Origin of the sequence: Xylanibacillus composti (assembly GCF_018403685.1) — a bacterium.
GTDB classification, from domain to species: Bacteria; Bacillota; Bacilli; order Paenibacillales; family K13; genus Xylanibacillus; species Xylanibacillus composti.
Window position 1 is genome coordinate 169922 of the sequence record NZ_BOVK01000015.1, and the last position, 14803, is coordinate 184724.

Sequence of the window (14803 nt, forward strand, 5' to 3'; positions counted from 1 at the left end):
GCGTGCGTAAGCACAAAAGTGCGCTCGGAATCCCTACGCTGGCATTACCCAGATCAGGTCAGAGGGTCAGTATCTTTGCGGGATACACTCTCAGCCGGCCCATTCCGGCACCCCTGAAGCTTTTTTGGTTCGTCAACTCCAGCCTCTATTATAGCAAATCGGCCGCATGTGTCCAGCTAAGTTCTGGCTGCCGCTGTAACAAAATGTTTAAAAATTGGCGAGGGCAGGTGTGACATTGCTCACAGTTAACCGATAGCGAGGGGCTTACAATGAACCCGGTAGCAAGCTGAGCCGTTCATGCTTGGCCGAAAGCGGGAAGGGGGATAAGCCATGTCAGATCCTGTAATGACGAAGGGCAGCACGGAGGCGCGCAAGCCTGTAGAGCAGCAGACTGCCAAAGAGCCGACGTTAAAGGGGACATTCGTGTCCGTCATGATACTGGGCGGGTTTTTGGCGGTATCGTGGCTGCTGGTCTTCTTTTTATTTCTGGCCAGACAATAAGGTTTTGCGAACCAAAAGGAGGAAGAAACGTGCATATTCACAAGTTGGAGAAAATTTGGCTCGCCTTCGGGATTGCCATGCTGATCGTATTTCTTGTCGTCCTGGGCGTATCGACATTCTCGATGGGCATGGCCCCGCCAAGCCATTCCCATGCTATTGATCCGGAACAGGTCGACACGACGCCTCCCTTCGACCAGCCGGGTCTGAAGCAGGTAGGTGAGAACGAATATGAAGCGGTTATGATCGCCTATGTTTTTGGCTACAAGCCGAACGATCTCGTCGTGCCTGTTGGAGCAACCGTGCATTTCACCGTGACCAGCCCGGATGTTGTTCACGGGTTTGCCATCCCGAATACGAATGTGAACATGATGATCGTGCCGGGAGAGGTCAGCCACATTACACACACCTTTGACGAGCCGGGAGAATATCTGGTGCTCTGCAATGAATACTGCGGCGGCGGGCATGAATTTATGAAAACCGTCATTACCGTGCAATAGACCTCTCAAGCAGAAAGGATGAACAAGATGGAGCATCAATTTGACCGCAGAGATTCCAGACTTGTGATTACCCATATTGTATTTGCATTTATCGCCTTGTTGATTGGCGGCATTGCCGGTCTCCTGCAGGGGCTGGTGAGGGGCGGCATGATCCAGCTGCCTGCCGGAATCGGCTACTATCAGCTGCTTACCGCACATGGTGTGCTGATGGCTTTGGTTTTCACGACCTTTTTCATTATCGGCTTTCTATACTCTGCCGCTGCGAAGACGCTGGGCGGCAAGCTACTGCCAGTAGCCCGAAACCTGGGCTGGCTTGGATTCATGCATATGGCGTTCGGGACGCTGCTTGCAACAGTCATGATCCTGCTGAACAAGGCGACCGTGCTGTATACGTTTTATGCGCCGATGAAGGCATCGCCCTTCTTCTATGTGGCGCTGGTATTCGTCGTTGTAGGAAGCTGGATGAGCGGGTTCGGCCTGTTCTACCAGTATCGGGTATGGAGAAGGGAACACAAGGGCAAGCTTTCCCCGCTGCTGGCTTTCATGGCCGTAGTGACCATGCTGATGTGGCAAATCGCCACGATTGGCGTAGCCCTGGAGGTGCTGCTGCAGCTTATCCCGTGGTCTTTCGGCTGGGTAGAGACGATTAACGTCATGCTGAGCCGTACCCTGTTCTGGTATTTTGGCCATCCGCTTGTGTACTTCTGGCTGCTGCCGGCCTATATGTGCTGGTATGTCATGATTCCCAAAATCATTGGCGGGAAGATTTTCAGCGACGCGCTGGCCAGATTGTCCTTTATCTTGTTCCTGCTGTTCTCCATACCCGTTGGCTTCCACCATCAATTAATGGAGCCCGGCATTTCGCCCTTCTGGAAATACCTGCAGGTAGTGCTTACCTTTATGGTAGTCATCCCGTCGTTGATGACGGCCTTCTCCTTATTCGCCACTTTCGAGATCAGCGGCAGAGAGAAGGGGGCGAAGGGCCTGTTCGGTTGGTGGAAAATGCTTCCGTGGAAAGACGTGAGATTTTTTGCGCCCTTTGTCGGGATGCTGGTTTTCATTCCGGCAGGCGCTGGCGGACTGATCAATGCGAGCAATCAGATGAATGCCGTTGTGCACAACACCTTATGGGTAACGGGACACTTTCATTTGACTGTCGCGACAAGCGTGGCCTTGACCTTCTTCGGCATCACGTATTGGCTCGTGCCGGCGATGGCCGGCCGCACGCTGACGCCGCGGATGAATCAGCTGGGAATCATTCAGACGATCCTGTGGGCGATCGGCATGTTCTTCATGTCGGGCTCCATGCATACCGTCGGCCTGTTCGGCTCGCCGCGCAGAACAGCATACACGACCTATGGCGAACACCCGGATGCCGTGTTCTGGATGCCGTACCATGTGGCTATGGCAATCGGAGGCACGATATTGTTCGTCGCGGTTTTGCTGATGATATACAACCTGTTCGCGCTGATGCGGACGCCACAAGGCTATACGGAGTATCCGGTCGCCGAAGTGACGGAGCACGCCGAGGCGACGCCGCGTCTGTTCGAACGGTGGGGGGTATGGATCTCGCTCGTTGTCGTGCTGATCCTGCTGGCTTACACGGTTCCCGTCATGGACATGATCCGGCATGATGTCCCTGGCTCCAAGGGCTTTGTGACCTGGTAACAGCCTGCTCGGGCTGCATGCGAACCAGACATCGCTTTTCCGTCGCGGTACTCCGCGCGGAAGGGCGATTTTGTTTTTTCATCCTCATAACAAGATTTCGCTGCATAGGAAAAAGAAAGAGCGGCTTCCTATCCCGTATATTGTGAAACAATTCACAATTAAGTCACAGAAGCTAGCGCTTTCTTCGGTCCGTGATGTGAGATTTATCACATATAAGGCCGGTGCGAACCCCTATGATGAGGGTGTAAGGAAAGCTGGCGCGTCGGAAGTGCCGAGCGATGGGAGGATCTCAAGCATTTTACCGATGAAGCGGATTAAAGGAGGCGATTGACCATGAAAATTACTGACAAAGCAAAGCGCGGGGAAGAGCAGGCTGCGACGCCATCTGTACAAGCGCATGTTGATTGGCTCGCATCTCGTGCCGGGCAGGCGCTGCAGGCATTCATGGCGCTGAATCAGGAGCAGGTTGACCGGATCGTTCAGGAAATGGCCTTGGCCGGACTGGACCAGCATATGAAGCTGGCCAAGCTTGCTGTTGAAGAAACCGGGCGAGGAGTGTATGAGGACAAGATTACGAAAAACCTGTTTGCGTCCGAGTACATTTATCACAGCATCAAATATGAAAAAACGGTCGGAATCATCGAGGAAAATCCATATGAGCATTATTGTCTGGTCGCTGAACCGGTTGGGGTAATCGCGGGCGTAACGCCTGTTACGAATCCGACCTCCACTACAATGTTCAAAGCGCTGATCGCCATCAAGACGCGGAATCCGATCATCTTTGCCTTTCATCCATCTGCACAGCAATGTTCGCGAGAAGCGGCCCGTGTGCTATATGAAGCGGCGATCAAGCATGGAGCTCCGGCGCATTGCATCCAGTGGATCGAGCAGCCGTCACTGGAGGCGACTCATATGCTGATGAATCATCCGGATGTGGCTCTGGTGCTGGCTACCGGGGGAGCCTCGATGGTGAAGGCAGCGTACAGCACGGGCAAGCCGGCGCTTGGAGTAGGTCCGGGCAATGTACCCTGCCTAATCGAACAATCCGCAAATTTGAAGCAGGCGGTGACAGATTTGATTTTGTCCAAGACGTTCGACCATGGCATGATTTGCGCTTCCGAGCAGGCAGTCATTTTGGAGGAACCGATCTACGAACAGGCCAAGAAGCTCATGAAGGAGCTCGGCTGTTACTTCCTGTCGAAGGAGGAAATCGAGAAGCTGACCGAGCTGGCCATTCACCCGGAGAAATGCGCAGTAAATGCCTCGATAGTAGGTCAATCGGCGGTCCTAATCGCTGAGCAGGCCGGCATAGCGGTTCCGCCAACGACGAAGGTGCTGGTAGCAGAGCTGAAGGGCGTCGGCAGCAAGCACCCGCTGTCGGCAGAGAAGCTGAGCCCGATTCTGGCCTGTTACCGGGTGAAGGATGCGGCAGAAGGCATCGCGCGCGCTGCGGAAATTGTCGCCTTCGGCGGGATGGGACATTCCTCTGTCATTCATTCCAACAATGAAGCGGTCATTCAGGCATTCGCAGACAAGCTGCAGACTGGAAGGGTGATCGTCAATTCGCCGTCTACACATGGGGCGATCGGCGATATATACAATACGAATCTTCCGTCGCTGACGCTGGGCTGCGGGTCGTACGGCAGCAATTCCACGACTGCGAACGTGAGTGCCGTGAACCTGCTTAACATCAAGCGGATAGCCAGGCGCACGGTCAATATGCAGTGGTTCAAGGTGCCGAACAAAATTTATTTCGAGCGGGGGGCGACACAGTACTTGGCGAAGATGCCGGACATCTCCCGCGTTCTGATCGTGACCGACCCTGTGATGGTGCAGCTTGGCTATGTGGAGAGGGTCAGTTATTATCTGGGCAAACGGCAGACGCCTGTTTCGCTTGAGGTTTTCTCCGATGTAGAGCCGGATCCTTCGGTTGAAACGGTGGAACGGGGAACGGCGCTGATGAGAGCGTTTCAGCCCGATTGCATTATTGCGCTGGGCGGAGGCTCGCCGATGGATGCCGCTAAGGCTATGTGGCTGTTCTATGAATACCCGGACACCCAGTTTGATTCGCTGAAGCAAAAATTCATGGACATTCGCAAGCGTGTATACAAGTATCCGCGGCTGGGCCAAAAAGCGAAATTTGTTGGCATCCCGACAACATCGGGTACAGGCTCGGAGGTGACCTCCTTTGCCGTCATTACGGATAAGAAGCTGGGAAATACGAAATATCCGCTGGCTGATTATGAGTTGACGCCGGATGTTGCCATCATTGATCCCGATTACGTGCTCAGTCTGCCGAAAACTGCAGTTGCCGATACCGGGATGGATGTGTTGACCCACGCCATTGAGGCGTATGTGTCAGTGATGGCGAATGATTATACGGACGGCCTGGCTATCAAGGCCATTCAACTGGTTTTTGATTATCTGGAAAGCTCTTATCGTGACGGTGACGCCTATGCCAGGAAAAAAATGCATAACGCCTCGACGATTGCCGGCATGGCATTCGCGAATGCGTTCCTCGGCATCAATCATAGTCTGGCGCACAAATGGGGGGGGCGAGTTCCATACAGCTCACGGCAGAACGAATGCGATACTGCTGCCGCATGTCATTCGCTACAACGCCAAGCAGCCGACCAAATTTGCCTCCTTCCCGAAATATGGGCATTTTGTTGCCGATCAGCGCTATGCGGAGATTGCCCGGATCCTGGGCTTGCCGGCGCATACGACAGCGGAGGGCGTAGACAGCCTGATCATGGCGATCCGGAAGCTGAACGCGGCGCTTGGCATCCCTGAGAAATTTCAAGACTTGGGCATACCGCCTGAACAATTTGAAGCGAAAGTGGATTACTTGGCCGATCGCGCGTTCGAGGATCAATGCACGACAGCCAACCCGAAAATGCCGCTAGTCACAGAGCTTGCAGATATTTATCGCAATGCTTACTATGGAAAATTCTGAATGCGCAACTGGTTTTTGATTTCTTAACATACGAATGAAAGGTGTGAGGAGAGTGGCCGTCCTAATGAGCAAAGAGAAACAAGGCAGACGGAATCCATGGGAAGGCTTCGCGTCCGGGAAATGGATGGAGCGCATCGATGCAGCCGACTTCATAGAGAAGAACCTGACTCCTTATTACGGGGACGAATCGTTTCTAGCCGGACCAACTGCCTCTACGAACAAGCTATGGGAGATAGTCCGTGAGCTGACACGCAGGGAACGGGAGAACGGCGGTGTTCTGAATGTAGATACCGCCACACCTTCAACCATAACTGCTTTCAAGCCCGGATATCTCGATAAGTCCTTGGAGCAAATAGTCGGACTGCAGACGGATGAACCGTTCAAGCGGGCTGTTCAGCCCTACGGCGGCATACGGATGGTGGTGGATGCCGCAGAGGCTTACGGCTTTCCCATTCCCGAGGACTTGGTCAGGCTGTTCACCGACATTCGCAAGACGCACAACCAGGGCGTATTTGACGCCTACACGGAAGAAATGCGCATAGCGCGCAAAGCGGGCATTATCACGGGCTTGCCCGACGCTTACGGGCGCGGCCGCATCATTGGCGACTACAGACGGGTGGCGCTCTATGGCATAGATCGGCTGATTGAAGCGAAGCTTCAGGACTTGCAGCAGCTCGAGAGCGGAGCGATGACAGAGGCGCTTATTCGTTTGCGAGAAGAGCACAGCGAGCAAATTCGCGCGCTGCGGGAATTGAAGGAGATGGCATTAGGGTACGGCTACGATCTGTCCGGACCGGCGACGAATGCAAAAGAGGCGATTCAGTGGCTGTACTTTGCTTACTTGGGTGCGATCAAGGAACAGAATGGCGCGGCCATGAGTCTGGGCAGAGTGTCCAGCTTCCTGGACATCTATATCGAGCGGGACAGGAAGGAAGGCGTGCTGACTGAGGAGCAGGCGCAGGAACTGATAGATCATTTCGTTATGAAGCTGCGCATTGTGAAGTTTCTGCGGACGCCAGAATACAACGACCTGTTCAGCGGCGATCCTACTTGGGTGACCGAATCGATTGGCGGAATGGGCCTGAATGGGGTCACGAGGGTGACCCGCAGCTCCTTTCGGTTTCTTCACACCTTGTATAACTTGGGACCTGCTCCGGAACCTAACCTGACGGTGCTGTGGTCCACCGCTTTGCCCGAAAAATTCAAACAGTACTGCGCCAAGGTTTCGATTGAAACAAGTGCCATCCAATATGAAAATGATGATCTGATGCGGCCATATTATGGCGATGATTACGGCATTGCCTGCTGTGTGTCGGCGATGCGGATCGGCAAGCAAATGCAGTTTTTTGGCGCAAGGGCCAATTTGGCCAAAGCGCTGCTGTATGCGATTAATGGCGGCGTGGACGAGAAGCTTGGCACACAGGCAGGGCCTGCTTACAAGCCCATACAGGCCGACGTGCTCGATTACGACGAAGTGATGGAAAGCTATGACCGGATGCTGGAATGGCTGGCGCAGCTGTATATCAACACATTGAATATCATTCACTATATGCATGACAAGTACTGCTATGAGCGCTTGGAGATGGCGCTTCATGATCGGGAGGTGTTCCGCACGATGGCATGCGGCATTGCCGGCCTGTCTGTTGTCGCGGATTCCTTAAGCGCGATCAAGCATGCGTTGGTCAGACCGATACGCAATGAACAGGGAATTGCTGTCGATTTCGAGATTGAAGGGGAATATCCGCAATATGGCAATAACGATCCGCGCGTCGATCGGATTGCAACCGAGCTAGTCGAGCGGTTTATGCGCAAATTGCAGAAGCACCCGACTTATCGGGAAGCGACAGCAACGATGTCCGTCCTGACCATTACGTCGAATGTGGTGTATGGCCAAAAAACAGGTTCTACGCCGGATGGCCGGAAAGCTGGCGAGCCGTTCGCCCCTGGCGCCAACCCGATGCATGGGCGGGACCGCAAGGGGGCGCTTGCTTCGTTGAATTCTGTGGCGAAGCTGCCGTACGAATATAGCTTGGACGGCATCTCCAACACATTTTCCATTGTGCCCAAGGCGCTTGGCAAGGAGCCGCAAGCGCGCATTCGCAATTTGACAGCGCTGCTGGATGGCTATATGTCCCGGAACGCGCATCATCTTAACGTCAACGTCTTCGACCGCGAGCAGCTGATCGATGCGATGGAGCATCCGGAGAACTATCCGCAGCTGACGATACGCGTTTCCGGTTATGCCGTCAACTTTATCAAGCTGACACGGGAACAGCAGCTCGATGTGATCCATCGCACGTTCCACGGCATGATGTAAGCTGCGGCGAGAGAAAGCCTGGCTGCTTGCTTGACGAGGGCGTGCCAGCCTACCTGGACGAATCATGCTGATATGCCTCAGGCCTTTCGATAGAGAACGTAACGGAAATTCAATGAAAGCGGGTGACAGCATGATCGGACATATTCATTCGATGGAGACCTTCGGAACAGTAGATGGACCAGGCATTCGCTTCGTCCTGTTCATGCAAGGCTGTGCGCTGCAATGCAGGTATTGCCACAACCCGGATACGTGGAGCAAGACGGGCGGGCAAAGCATGACCGTGCAGGAGGTGCTGGCGGAGATAGAGCCGTATCTAGCTTACTACAAGTTATCGGGGGGAGGACTGACTGTAAGCGGGGGCGAGCCAACCTTGCAGGCTGCCTTTGTAGCCGAGCTGTTCAGGCAGGCGAAGGAGCGCTGGGATTTGCACACGGCCCTCGATACGTCGGGCTACTGCGAGCCGGAGCTTGCACGAGACCTGCTGGCGCATACTGATTTGGTGCTGCTGGATGTGAAGCAGATGGATCGGGAGAAGCATCGGCAGTTGACGAGCCAGTCGCATGATCGGATTTTCCGCTTCGCTCAGGAGCTGAAAGCGAGCAGGAAGTCGGTTTGGATCAGACACGTGCTAGTGCCTGGCTGGACCGACGAGGAACAGCATTTGCGATTGCTCGGGCAATTTATAGAGAGAATGGAGATCGTGGAAAAGGTAGAAGTGCTCCCCTATCATCGCATGGGCGTATATAAATGGAAGCAGCTTGGATTGCCATATACTTTGGAAGACGTGGAGCCCCCCGCGGAGGAGGACATAGAGCGAGCTTGCCGGTTCATTTCCCGGGGGAGGGATGAAGCGGGCGATCCGCAGGACCCAAAATGCCGGAAGAACAAGTGCGAATGAAAAGAAGCCCGCATTCTGTCCAGTCATAGGACAGGAATGCGGGCTTTCATATCGAGCTCGAACTCGGTTAGCCCGGCCGCTGTACATATTTGCGGGCTGCTTGCTGGATCAGATACACAGCGTAGCCGATCGGGTTGGCATAGGTGGATCGCCAGGCATCCGGCAATCCTGCCTTATCAAAGCTGTAACGAAGATCCCGATTGTTGCATTCAATAAATACAGGAAAACCTTGGCTGGTAATGCCGACATCAAGCCCGATATCCGCCAGGTTGGGCAAGTGCTTATCCAATTGTTCGGCAACGCTAAGGGAGAAGGCTTGCAGATCCTGCTCCACCTGATTGGTGTTCAGATGCGGGAGTGCCTGCAGGACATGTTCAAGCTGATAAACGGCCCCTCCTTGGGCAACGTTGGTCACGAATTTTCCTTTGGCTGCTACTTTCACCGCCATGCCGGTCACCTGCCATTCGCCGGTTTCATCCTTTTGTACGGATACGCGAATGTCGAACGGCTTGTCGTCATAATGGGCGAGCGGCAGACACTGCTGAACAACATAGGGCCGCGAACGGATGAGCTTGAGCAGGCTTGGCGGCAGTTTCTTGCGGAAGCGGATGCGCCGTCTGGCCCGTCCATTGCCGGCGGAAGCCGGTTGAAACAGCCAAGCGCTCCCGCTCTTCTTGAGCTTGTAAATCCCTTTGCCTATACTGCTGCTGTCCGGCTTGAGAATAATTTCATCATAGTGCTTCATCCACTGGCGAAGCGTGGCGCGCGTTGCCCTCTTCGTTCCCGGAAGATGGGGACGCAAGGCGTCATTCTCCATCAGCAAATCATGAATATAGACTTTTCCGTAGCGGTTTCCCCCGTTAAACACCACGCAGAGCTCGGACAGTTTGTTCAGCTTTAATTTGGACGCCTGCTTAAAGTACAAGGTGCGATTATGAATCACGAACGGCAATGGGATTCGTTTTCGCTCGTATCCTTGCGGTCCGGGAAGGCAGGCTGTCGCCTCCAGACGGTCCAGCGATATATCAGCGAGTCGCATGAAACAGAGCTGTACGCCGGAGCGTGCGGCCGCTTCCACATAGAAATCAAGTCTTTCCCGGTCCTTCTCCCCATTCCACATTTTACGATATACGCGATTGCTGATTAAAACTCCTACTCGAGGTTGCTCCATACTCCACCTCCTTGATCAGTTCCCATCATCCCTGCTGTGCTTGTTGCGCTGCTTGCACCGCTTCGTCCATCTTGGTTTCTTAAAAATAGTATGTACAGGGAGAACAAACGGATTGGACAAATAGCCGAGCAGGTGCGGGAATTAGGTTCTCGCCGCAGGGCATATGCCCTCCCGGCGTACGGGGATCTGTATATGATAATAGGAAGTACCCGGACGTTCATCCGGGCAGGGGGTGAACAACGATGAGACGTTCCTACATGTGGATCGCGCCCGGAAGCTTCCCTGTACCATCTGCAGGGAGCAGCTCAGTCGAGAGAGCTGTGCATGAAATTGCGTCCCATTTGGAAGTCAGCGGCCGCAAATGCGTAGTGTCACGCCGATTCCCTGGTCAGGCCGGAAAGAAAGAGGTCCAAGGCGTCGAACATATTCGACTGCGCGCCAGACCGGGAGCTGCCTACTGCCGCAAGGCGGCGGCTGCAGCATGCCAATGCAAGCCCTCTCTCCTGCAAATTGAAAATCGCCCTTCCTGGGTGCGCATGTTCAAGAAAAAGCTGAAGCACTCGCCCGTATGGCTATCGCTGCATTCAACTACCTTCATCCAGCCCGCAAAGCTGTCCGCTGCCCGGGCACAGCAAGAGCTGGCAGCGGCGGATCGCATTCTTGTAAACAGCCGCTATTTAAAGGAACATCTTCTGTCGCAGTTTGAGCTGCCGGCCGAAAAGATCCTGGTTAATCACTTGGGCGTGGACGCCGGCCAATTCGTGCCCAGACATTCTGCGCGAGGACAAAAGCTGCGCGAGGAGCTGCTCTCTCGTCTTGGCTATCGGGATAAACAGGTCGTGCTGTTCGTCGGCAGACTGCGCGAGCAGAAGGGCGTGCATCTTCTGCTGGAAGCCGTTCCGAAAATAATCGAGCACTGTCCGGATATCGTGGTGGCTATAGTAGGGAGCCCCTATTACAACAAGTACAGCCTCACACCCTATGTGGCGAATCTTCACCGGCTCGGCAACCGCTATCCGCATGCAGTGCGGTTTGTGCCTTTCGTCCATCATCATCAACTGCCGCGCTGGTATGCTGCGGCTGATGTGTGCGTCGTTCCTTCCACCCATGATGAAGCGTTTGGCTTAGTGAATGTGGAGGCCATGGCTGCAGGAGTTCCGGTCGTAGCTGCCGCTTCGGGAGGAATCTCGGAAGTGGTGCTCGACGGCCAAACGGGTTTTCTTCTTCCGCCGGAACAGCTGAAGCACAATCTAGCGGATGCCATTGTCCGCTTGCTCAAGGATCAGCCGCTGGCGGCGGCTTTGGGAGAAGGGGGAAGGCGACGGGTTGCGGAGCACTTCACATGGGAAGCATCTGCCCGAAGGCTGCAGGAGCTTTACCGCAGTTGTCTGTAGCCGCATGCGCGAACATGCCGCACCGCTCCCGGTACAAGCGCCGTGTCCGCATTGGCGTGCGCACATACAATATGCCGAGGAGGTGGGGATCTGTCGTGAAGGCAAAGAAGTTGATTCACAATGCTAACCGCCCCAAAGTATCTGTCATTATACCAGTCATGAATGAACGCAAAACAATACGTCGGGTCATGGCGAGGGCAGCCAAGATTCATCCTCAAGTCGAGATTATTGTAGTAGCGAACGGATCGACCGACGGTACGGCGCGCATTGCCCGCGCGGCGGGCGCTCGTGTGCTGGTCTATCCCAAGCCTCTCGGGCATGATGTGGGCCGAAGCATTGGAGCGAAGGCCGCCAAAGGAGACATTTTATTATTCCTGGATGGGGATATACCGATAGCCTCGGCAGACTTGATACCCTTTATCAAGGCTGTGGAGGATGGCGTAGATGTGGCGCTGAACCGTTATGCCGGACCTGTTCATCGCACGCAAGTGCATTCGGTCATACTGGCGAAGCATGCGCTGAATATCGCTATGGGCCGATCGGATCTGCGGGGGGTTTCCATGACAACGGTTCCGCATGCCTTAAGCCGCAGCGCACTGCGGACAATTGGAGCCGATATCTTGTCGGTCCCCCCATGCGCCCAAGTGCGCGCCGTTGCGAACGGATTGAAGGTGGAGGCGGTTCATCATGTGAATGTCGGTTCCACCAACCCGCGCAAGCGCAAGCGAGTGAATGGCAAAGATCCGCTGGAATTTTTGATATTGGGGGACCATGCCGAAGCCATCCACAAATTGCTGACGATGAAAGGACCCCGGGCGAATCGGATCGACAAGATTCGAAGACGGGAGTGGTTAGTGTGAAGAGCGACAAGCGAAAAAGACGAAAAAAAGGACACATACAGGCAGCGCATCCCGGCCGGCGCCGGAAAAGACGCGCAAGAAGGCTGGCGAACAGGCAGCTTGTTCGGAGGAAAAGACGCATTGGGCGAAGCAGAGGCCGCCGGGACCTTCGGAGCAAAGGACGAATCGCCGTCGTCTATTCGGACGCAAGCGAGCAGGAAAAGCGCCCGGAGGCGGATGCGCATTTGCTTCAGCTGGCCGCAACGGCGGGGGCTGAAGCAGAGGCCGCCATTCGCGGTTCAGGCGAGACAGTCGACAAGGCCCGGCTGCAGCAGAGATGGTCGGAATGGCTCGGGCAGGTTGTGCCGGGTCAAGTCCATCCGGCTGTGTATGAGTCGTTGATGCGCGCCTTTGTCGGGGGCGCGCATGCGGGGAATCCGGAGCCGCCTGATTGGCTGCTGCTGCCAGAGTCTCGCCCGGCCAGCTGCATCTTGACCGCGATGAATGAGGAAAGGACAATCGGCAGCGTGCTGGAGCAGCTTGTCCGTATGCCGCTTCAAGAGATCATTGTTGTCGTGAACGGCTCGGCGGATCGCACAAGGGATATTGCGGAAACGTTCGAAGGCGTCAAGGTGCTGCATTATGAGAAGGCGCTGGGGCATGATGTCGGCAGAACATTGGGTGCCAAAGAGGCGCAAGGGGATTTGCTGCTCTTTATGGATGCGGATTTCGCTGTACCCGGTGAATTGCTGCTGCCGTTTTTTCTGGAGATTCGCAACGGGGCGGACATTGTGTTGAATGATATTTCTCCGTTCGTTGATCGTTTCGATCGCAGGGATGAGGTGACCATTATGAAGGAATTTCTCAATCGCGTCCTGGACCGAAACGACCTGTCGGTCAATTCCCTGACAGCGGTGCCGCATGTGATGACCCGACAGGCAGCATGGAGGATCGGGCTGGAGAAGCTGGCTGTTCCGCCGCTCGCGCAGGTGCTTGCTCTCGAAGCGGGGCTGCGCGTCGGGAAGGGCGGGCATGTCAATGTAGTCAAGCAAAATCGGCTTCGCACAAGCAATACCGGTGCGAAAAATCCGGTGGCGGAGATGATTATCGGCGATCATATGGAAGCGCTCAGCCAGTTGATCAAGCTGAAGGGACCGAGGCTGGCTTATGCCGATACGGTACGCCAAAGGCGAAGATGACGGGGGGATAGCATGAAATCGCAAAAGAAAGGCAGGCATTTGCAGCTGAAGCGGCGTAAGGGGGTTGCAGCGCGCCTTGCCAGACAGAATAGCATGAGCTTTAATCAGGGCTTTGACGGCGGTTATTTGAAAGGATTTCAGACAGGATACGACTCCGGCTACGATGACGGCTACAACCAGGCGCACGGCAGGGGCTACGGGGAAGGCTATCAAGATGGCCTGAAAGCGACCGATACGTATCAGCTCGGACTTGCCGCCGGCAAGGATGAAGGCGTATATGAGGCTGCCGAATCCTGGGTGGAGAAGCTGCTGCCTCCGAATACGATGCTGGCTGACGTGCCGATGGAAAAGCTGATAGAGGCAGGCTTGGGGCAATACAAGGATTCGCTCTATTCTGTAACACCGCCGGCGCAAATCGGCGAACAGCTGCTGCAGGCGGTTCAGTCCGCCACTCCTTACGGGCTGATCCGGTTGGGAGATGGCGAACTGTTAACGATGGCGCAGGAAACCGCGATGTCCGACAGCGAGATACGAAGGCTGGGCTTCTTCCTGCCGTATGCGGGAGTTGAGATTCCCGACCGCGGCGCTCGCGACCTTCTTCTTGCCGGTATCCGCAAAGCCGACGCGATCGGCATTCCGTTGTCGCGCAAGCGGGCTTTTCAACCGCTTTTCCTTCAAGTGCTGCGCGCCCACGGCATGGATTATCGGTCGCTGCCGCTGACCCACTCGCTGGTGAACTACGAGCTTTATCGCCAAGGCTACATCAACCGGCTGCTTGAAGCAGGGCGCGTGCTGGTCGTCGGAAACCTGGCCCATGATGTGGCCGAGAAGCTGCGCAGCAACGGCAACCGGGTCAGTGGAGCCGTACACCCTGTTCGCGGCATGGCGGATGTGCCGCGCGTGCTGGCAGACGTGGAAAAGCACTCCTTCGACTTTGCCCTTGTTTCCGCCGGAATCGCCGCAGTGCCCATTGTATCGCATATTCGTTCTGTCATGGGCAAGGTGGCCATTGATTTCGGCCATATGGCCGACCGCTATACGAAAGGAGGGGAAGGCTTTTGAATGAGAATGAACTGCGGCTGCTCGAGCAGCTGGCCAACGCGCATGACCAGTTGGCCAGATTGCTGGAAGCGGAGAAGACCGTAGCGGCTCACATGGCCGCTCAGACCAATGGTTTGCCTAACCATCGCGGTGCGGCGGTCGGCGCCGAGAGGGCATATAAGCATGCAGGGCGGATTCAGGAGAATGTCATTGCATATTTGAATGGCATAGCCGGCGTATTGGAAGTGCTGGCTGAGCATACCGGATTAGTGCTTAGGGAGGAAGAGGAAGATGAGGACGAAGACGAAGAATAACCGGCAGG

The 14803-nt window shown here is 55.1% G+C and carries 11 protein-coding genes, 1 pseudogene and 1 riboswitch; of the genes and pseudogenes, 11 read left to right on the plus strand and 1 reads right to left on the minus strand.

Annotated elements, in window-relative coordinates; translation table 11 throughout:
* Positions 1–15: 15 nt before the first annotated feature.
* Positions 16–125, minus strand: a riboswitch (TPP riboswitch).
* Between the two features lie 205 nt (positions 126–330).
* The 6 genes and pseudogenes from XYCOK13_RS06560 to pflA all read left to right on the plus strand — a co-directional run bounded on the left by XYCOK13_RS06560 (position 331) and on the right by pflA (position 8837).
* Positions 331–501: a cytochrome c oxidase subunit 2A gene (locus XYCOK13_RS06560; protein WP_244865038.1), complete on the plus strand. Its 171-nt coding sequence runs from the start codon at positions 331–333 to the stop codon at positions 499–501.
* 29 nt (positions 502–530) lie between these two features.
* Positions 531–998 carry a cytochrome c oxidase subunit II gene (locus tag XYCOK13_RS06565; RefSeq protein ID WP_213411074.1) on the plus strand — a complete coding sequence of 156 codons (468 nt, stop codon included), beginning with the start codon at positions 531–533 and terminating at the stop codon, positions 996–998.
* 18 nt (positions 999–1016) lie between these two features.
* Positions 1017–2666, plus strand: a complete 1650-nt coding sequence (locus XYCOK13_RS06570) for a b(o/a)3-type cytochrome-c oxidase subunit 1 (protein ID WP_213411075.1) — start codon at positions 1017–1019, stop codon at positions 2664–2666.
* Between the two features lie 333 nt (positions 2667–2999).
* Positions 3000–5622: pseudogene (adhE, locus tag XYCOK13_RS06575) on the plus strand (bifunctional acetaldehyde-CoA/alcohol dehydrogenase).
* A 64-nt stretch (positions 5623–5686) separates the two neighbouring features.
* Positions 5687–7939, plus strand: a complete 2253-nt coding sequence (pflB, locus tag XYCOK13_RS06580) for a formate C-acetyltransferase (protein ID WP_213411076.1) — start codon at positions 5687–5689, stop codon at positions 7937–7939.
* A 130-nt stretch (positions 7940–8069) separates the two neighbouring features.
* Positions 8070–8837 (plus strand): pyruvate formate-lyase-activating protein, encoded by a 768-nt coding sequence (gene pflA / locus XYCOK13_RS06585; protein WP_213411077.1) that lies wholly within the window; start codon positions 8070–8072, stop codon positions 8835–8837.
* A 67-nt stretch (positions 8838–8904) separates the two neighbouring features.
* On the opposite strand, the gene XYCOK13_RS06590 is transcribed toward pflA, so the two are convergent.
* Positions 8905–10008, minus strand: a complete 1104-nt coding sequence (locus XYCOK13_RS06590) for a YheC/YheD family endospore coat-associated protein (protein ID WP_213411078.1) — start codon at positions 10006–10008, stop codon at positions 8905–8907.
* Between the two features lie 242 nt (positions 10009–10250).
* Between XYCOK13_RS06590 and XYCOK13_RS06595 the strand changes: the two genes are divergently transcribed.
* The 5 genes from XYCOK13_RS06595 to XYCOK13_RS06615 all read left to right on the plus strand — a co-directional run bounded on the left by XYCOK13_RS06595 (position 10251) and on the right by XYCOK13_RS06615 (position 14795).
* Positions 10251–11402: a glycosyltransferase family 4 protein gene (locus tag XYCOK13_RS06595; protein WP_213411079.1), complete on the plus strand. Its 1152-nt coding sequence runs from the start codon at positions 10251–10253 to the stop codon at positions 11400–11402.
* Positions 11403–11497: 95 nt separating this feature from the next.
* Positions 11498–12262, plus strand: coding sequence for a glycosyltransferase family 2 protein (locus XYCOK13_RS06600; protein WP_244865039.1), 765 nt, complete (start codon positions 11498–11500; stop codon positions 12260–12262).
* A complete protein-coding gene (locus tag XYCOK13_RS06605) occupies positions 12259–13440 on the plus strand; it encodes a glycosyltransferase family 2 protein (protein ID WP_244865040.1) in 1182 nt (393 codons plus the stop codon). The genes XYCOK13_RS06600 and XYCOK13_RS06605 overlap by 4 nt, the downstream gene beginning before the upstream one ends.
* Before the next feature lie 12 nt (positions 13441–13452).
* Complete coding sequence (locus XYCOK13_RS06610) at positions 13453–14502, plus strand: GT-D fold domain-containing protein (RefSeq protein WP_213411080.1); 1050 nt, start codon at positions 13453–13455, stop codon at positions 14500–14502.
* Positions 14499–14795, plus strand: coding sequence for a hypothetical protein (locus XYCOK13_RS06615; RefSeq protein WP_213411081.1), 297 nt, complete (start codon positions 14499–14501; stop codon positions 14793–14795). Before XYCOK13_RS06610 ends, XYCOK13_RS06615 begins: the two co-directional genes overlap by 4 nt.
* Positions 14796–14803: the final 8 nt, after the last annotated feature.

What these genes read in the sequence shown, in the direction of transcription:
- XYCOK13_RS06560 (WP_244865038.1), top strand. Translation starts at nt 331, where the DNA reads ATGTCAGATCCTGTAATGACGAAGGGCAGCACGGAGGCGCGCAAGCCT.
- XYCOK13_RS06570 (WP_213411075.1), top strand. Translation starts at nt 1,017, where the DNA reads ATGAACAAGATGGAGCATCAATTTGACCGCAGAGATTCCAGACTTGTG.
- pflB (WP_213411076.1), top strand. Translation starts at nt 5,687, where the DNA reads ATGAGCAAAGAGAAACAAGGCAGACGGAATCCATGGGAAGGCTTCGCG.
- pflA (WP_213411077.1), top strand. Translation starts at nt 8,070, where the DNA reads ATGATCGGACATATTCATTCGATGGAGACCTTCGGAACAGTAGATGGA.
- XYCOK13_RS06590 (WP_213411078.1), bottom strand. Translation starts at nt 10,008, where the DNA reads ATGGAGCAACCTCGAGTAGGAGTTTTAATCAGCAATCGCGTATATCGT.
- XYCOK13_RS06595 (WP_213411079.1), top strand. Translation starts at nt 10,251, where the DNA reads ATGAGACGTTCCTACATGTGGATCGCGCCCGGAAGCTTCCCTGTACCA.
- XYCOK13_RS06610 (WP_213411080.1), top strand. Translation starts at nt 13,453, where the DNA reads ATGAAATCGCAAAAGAAAGGCAGGCATTTGCAGCTGAAGCGGCGTAAG.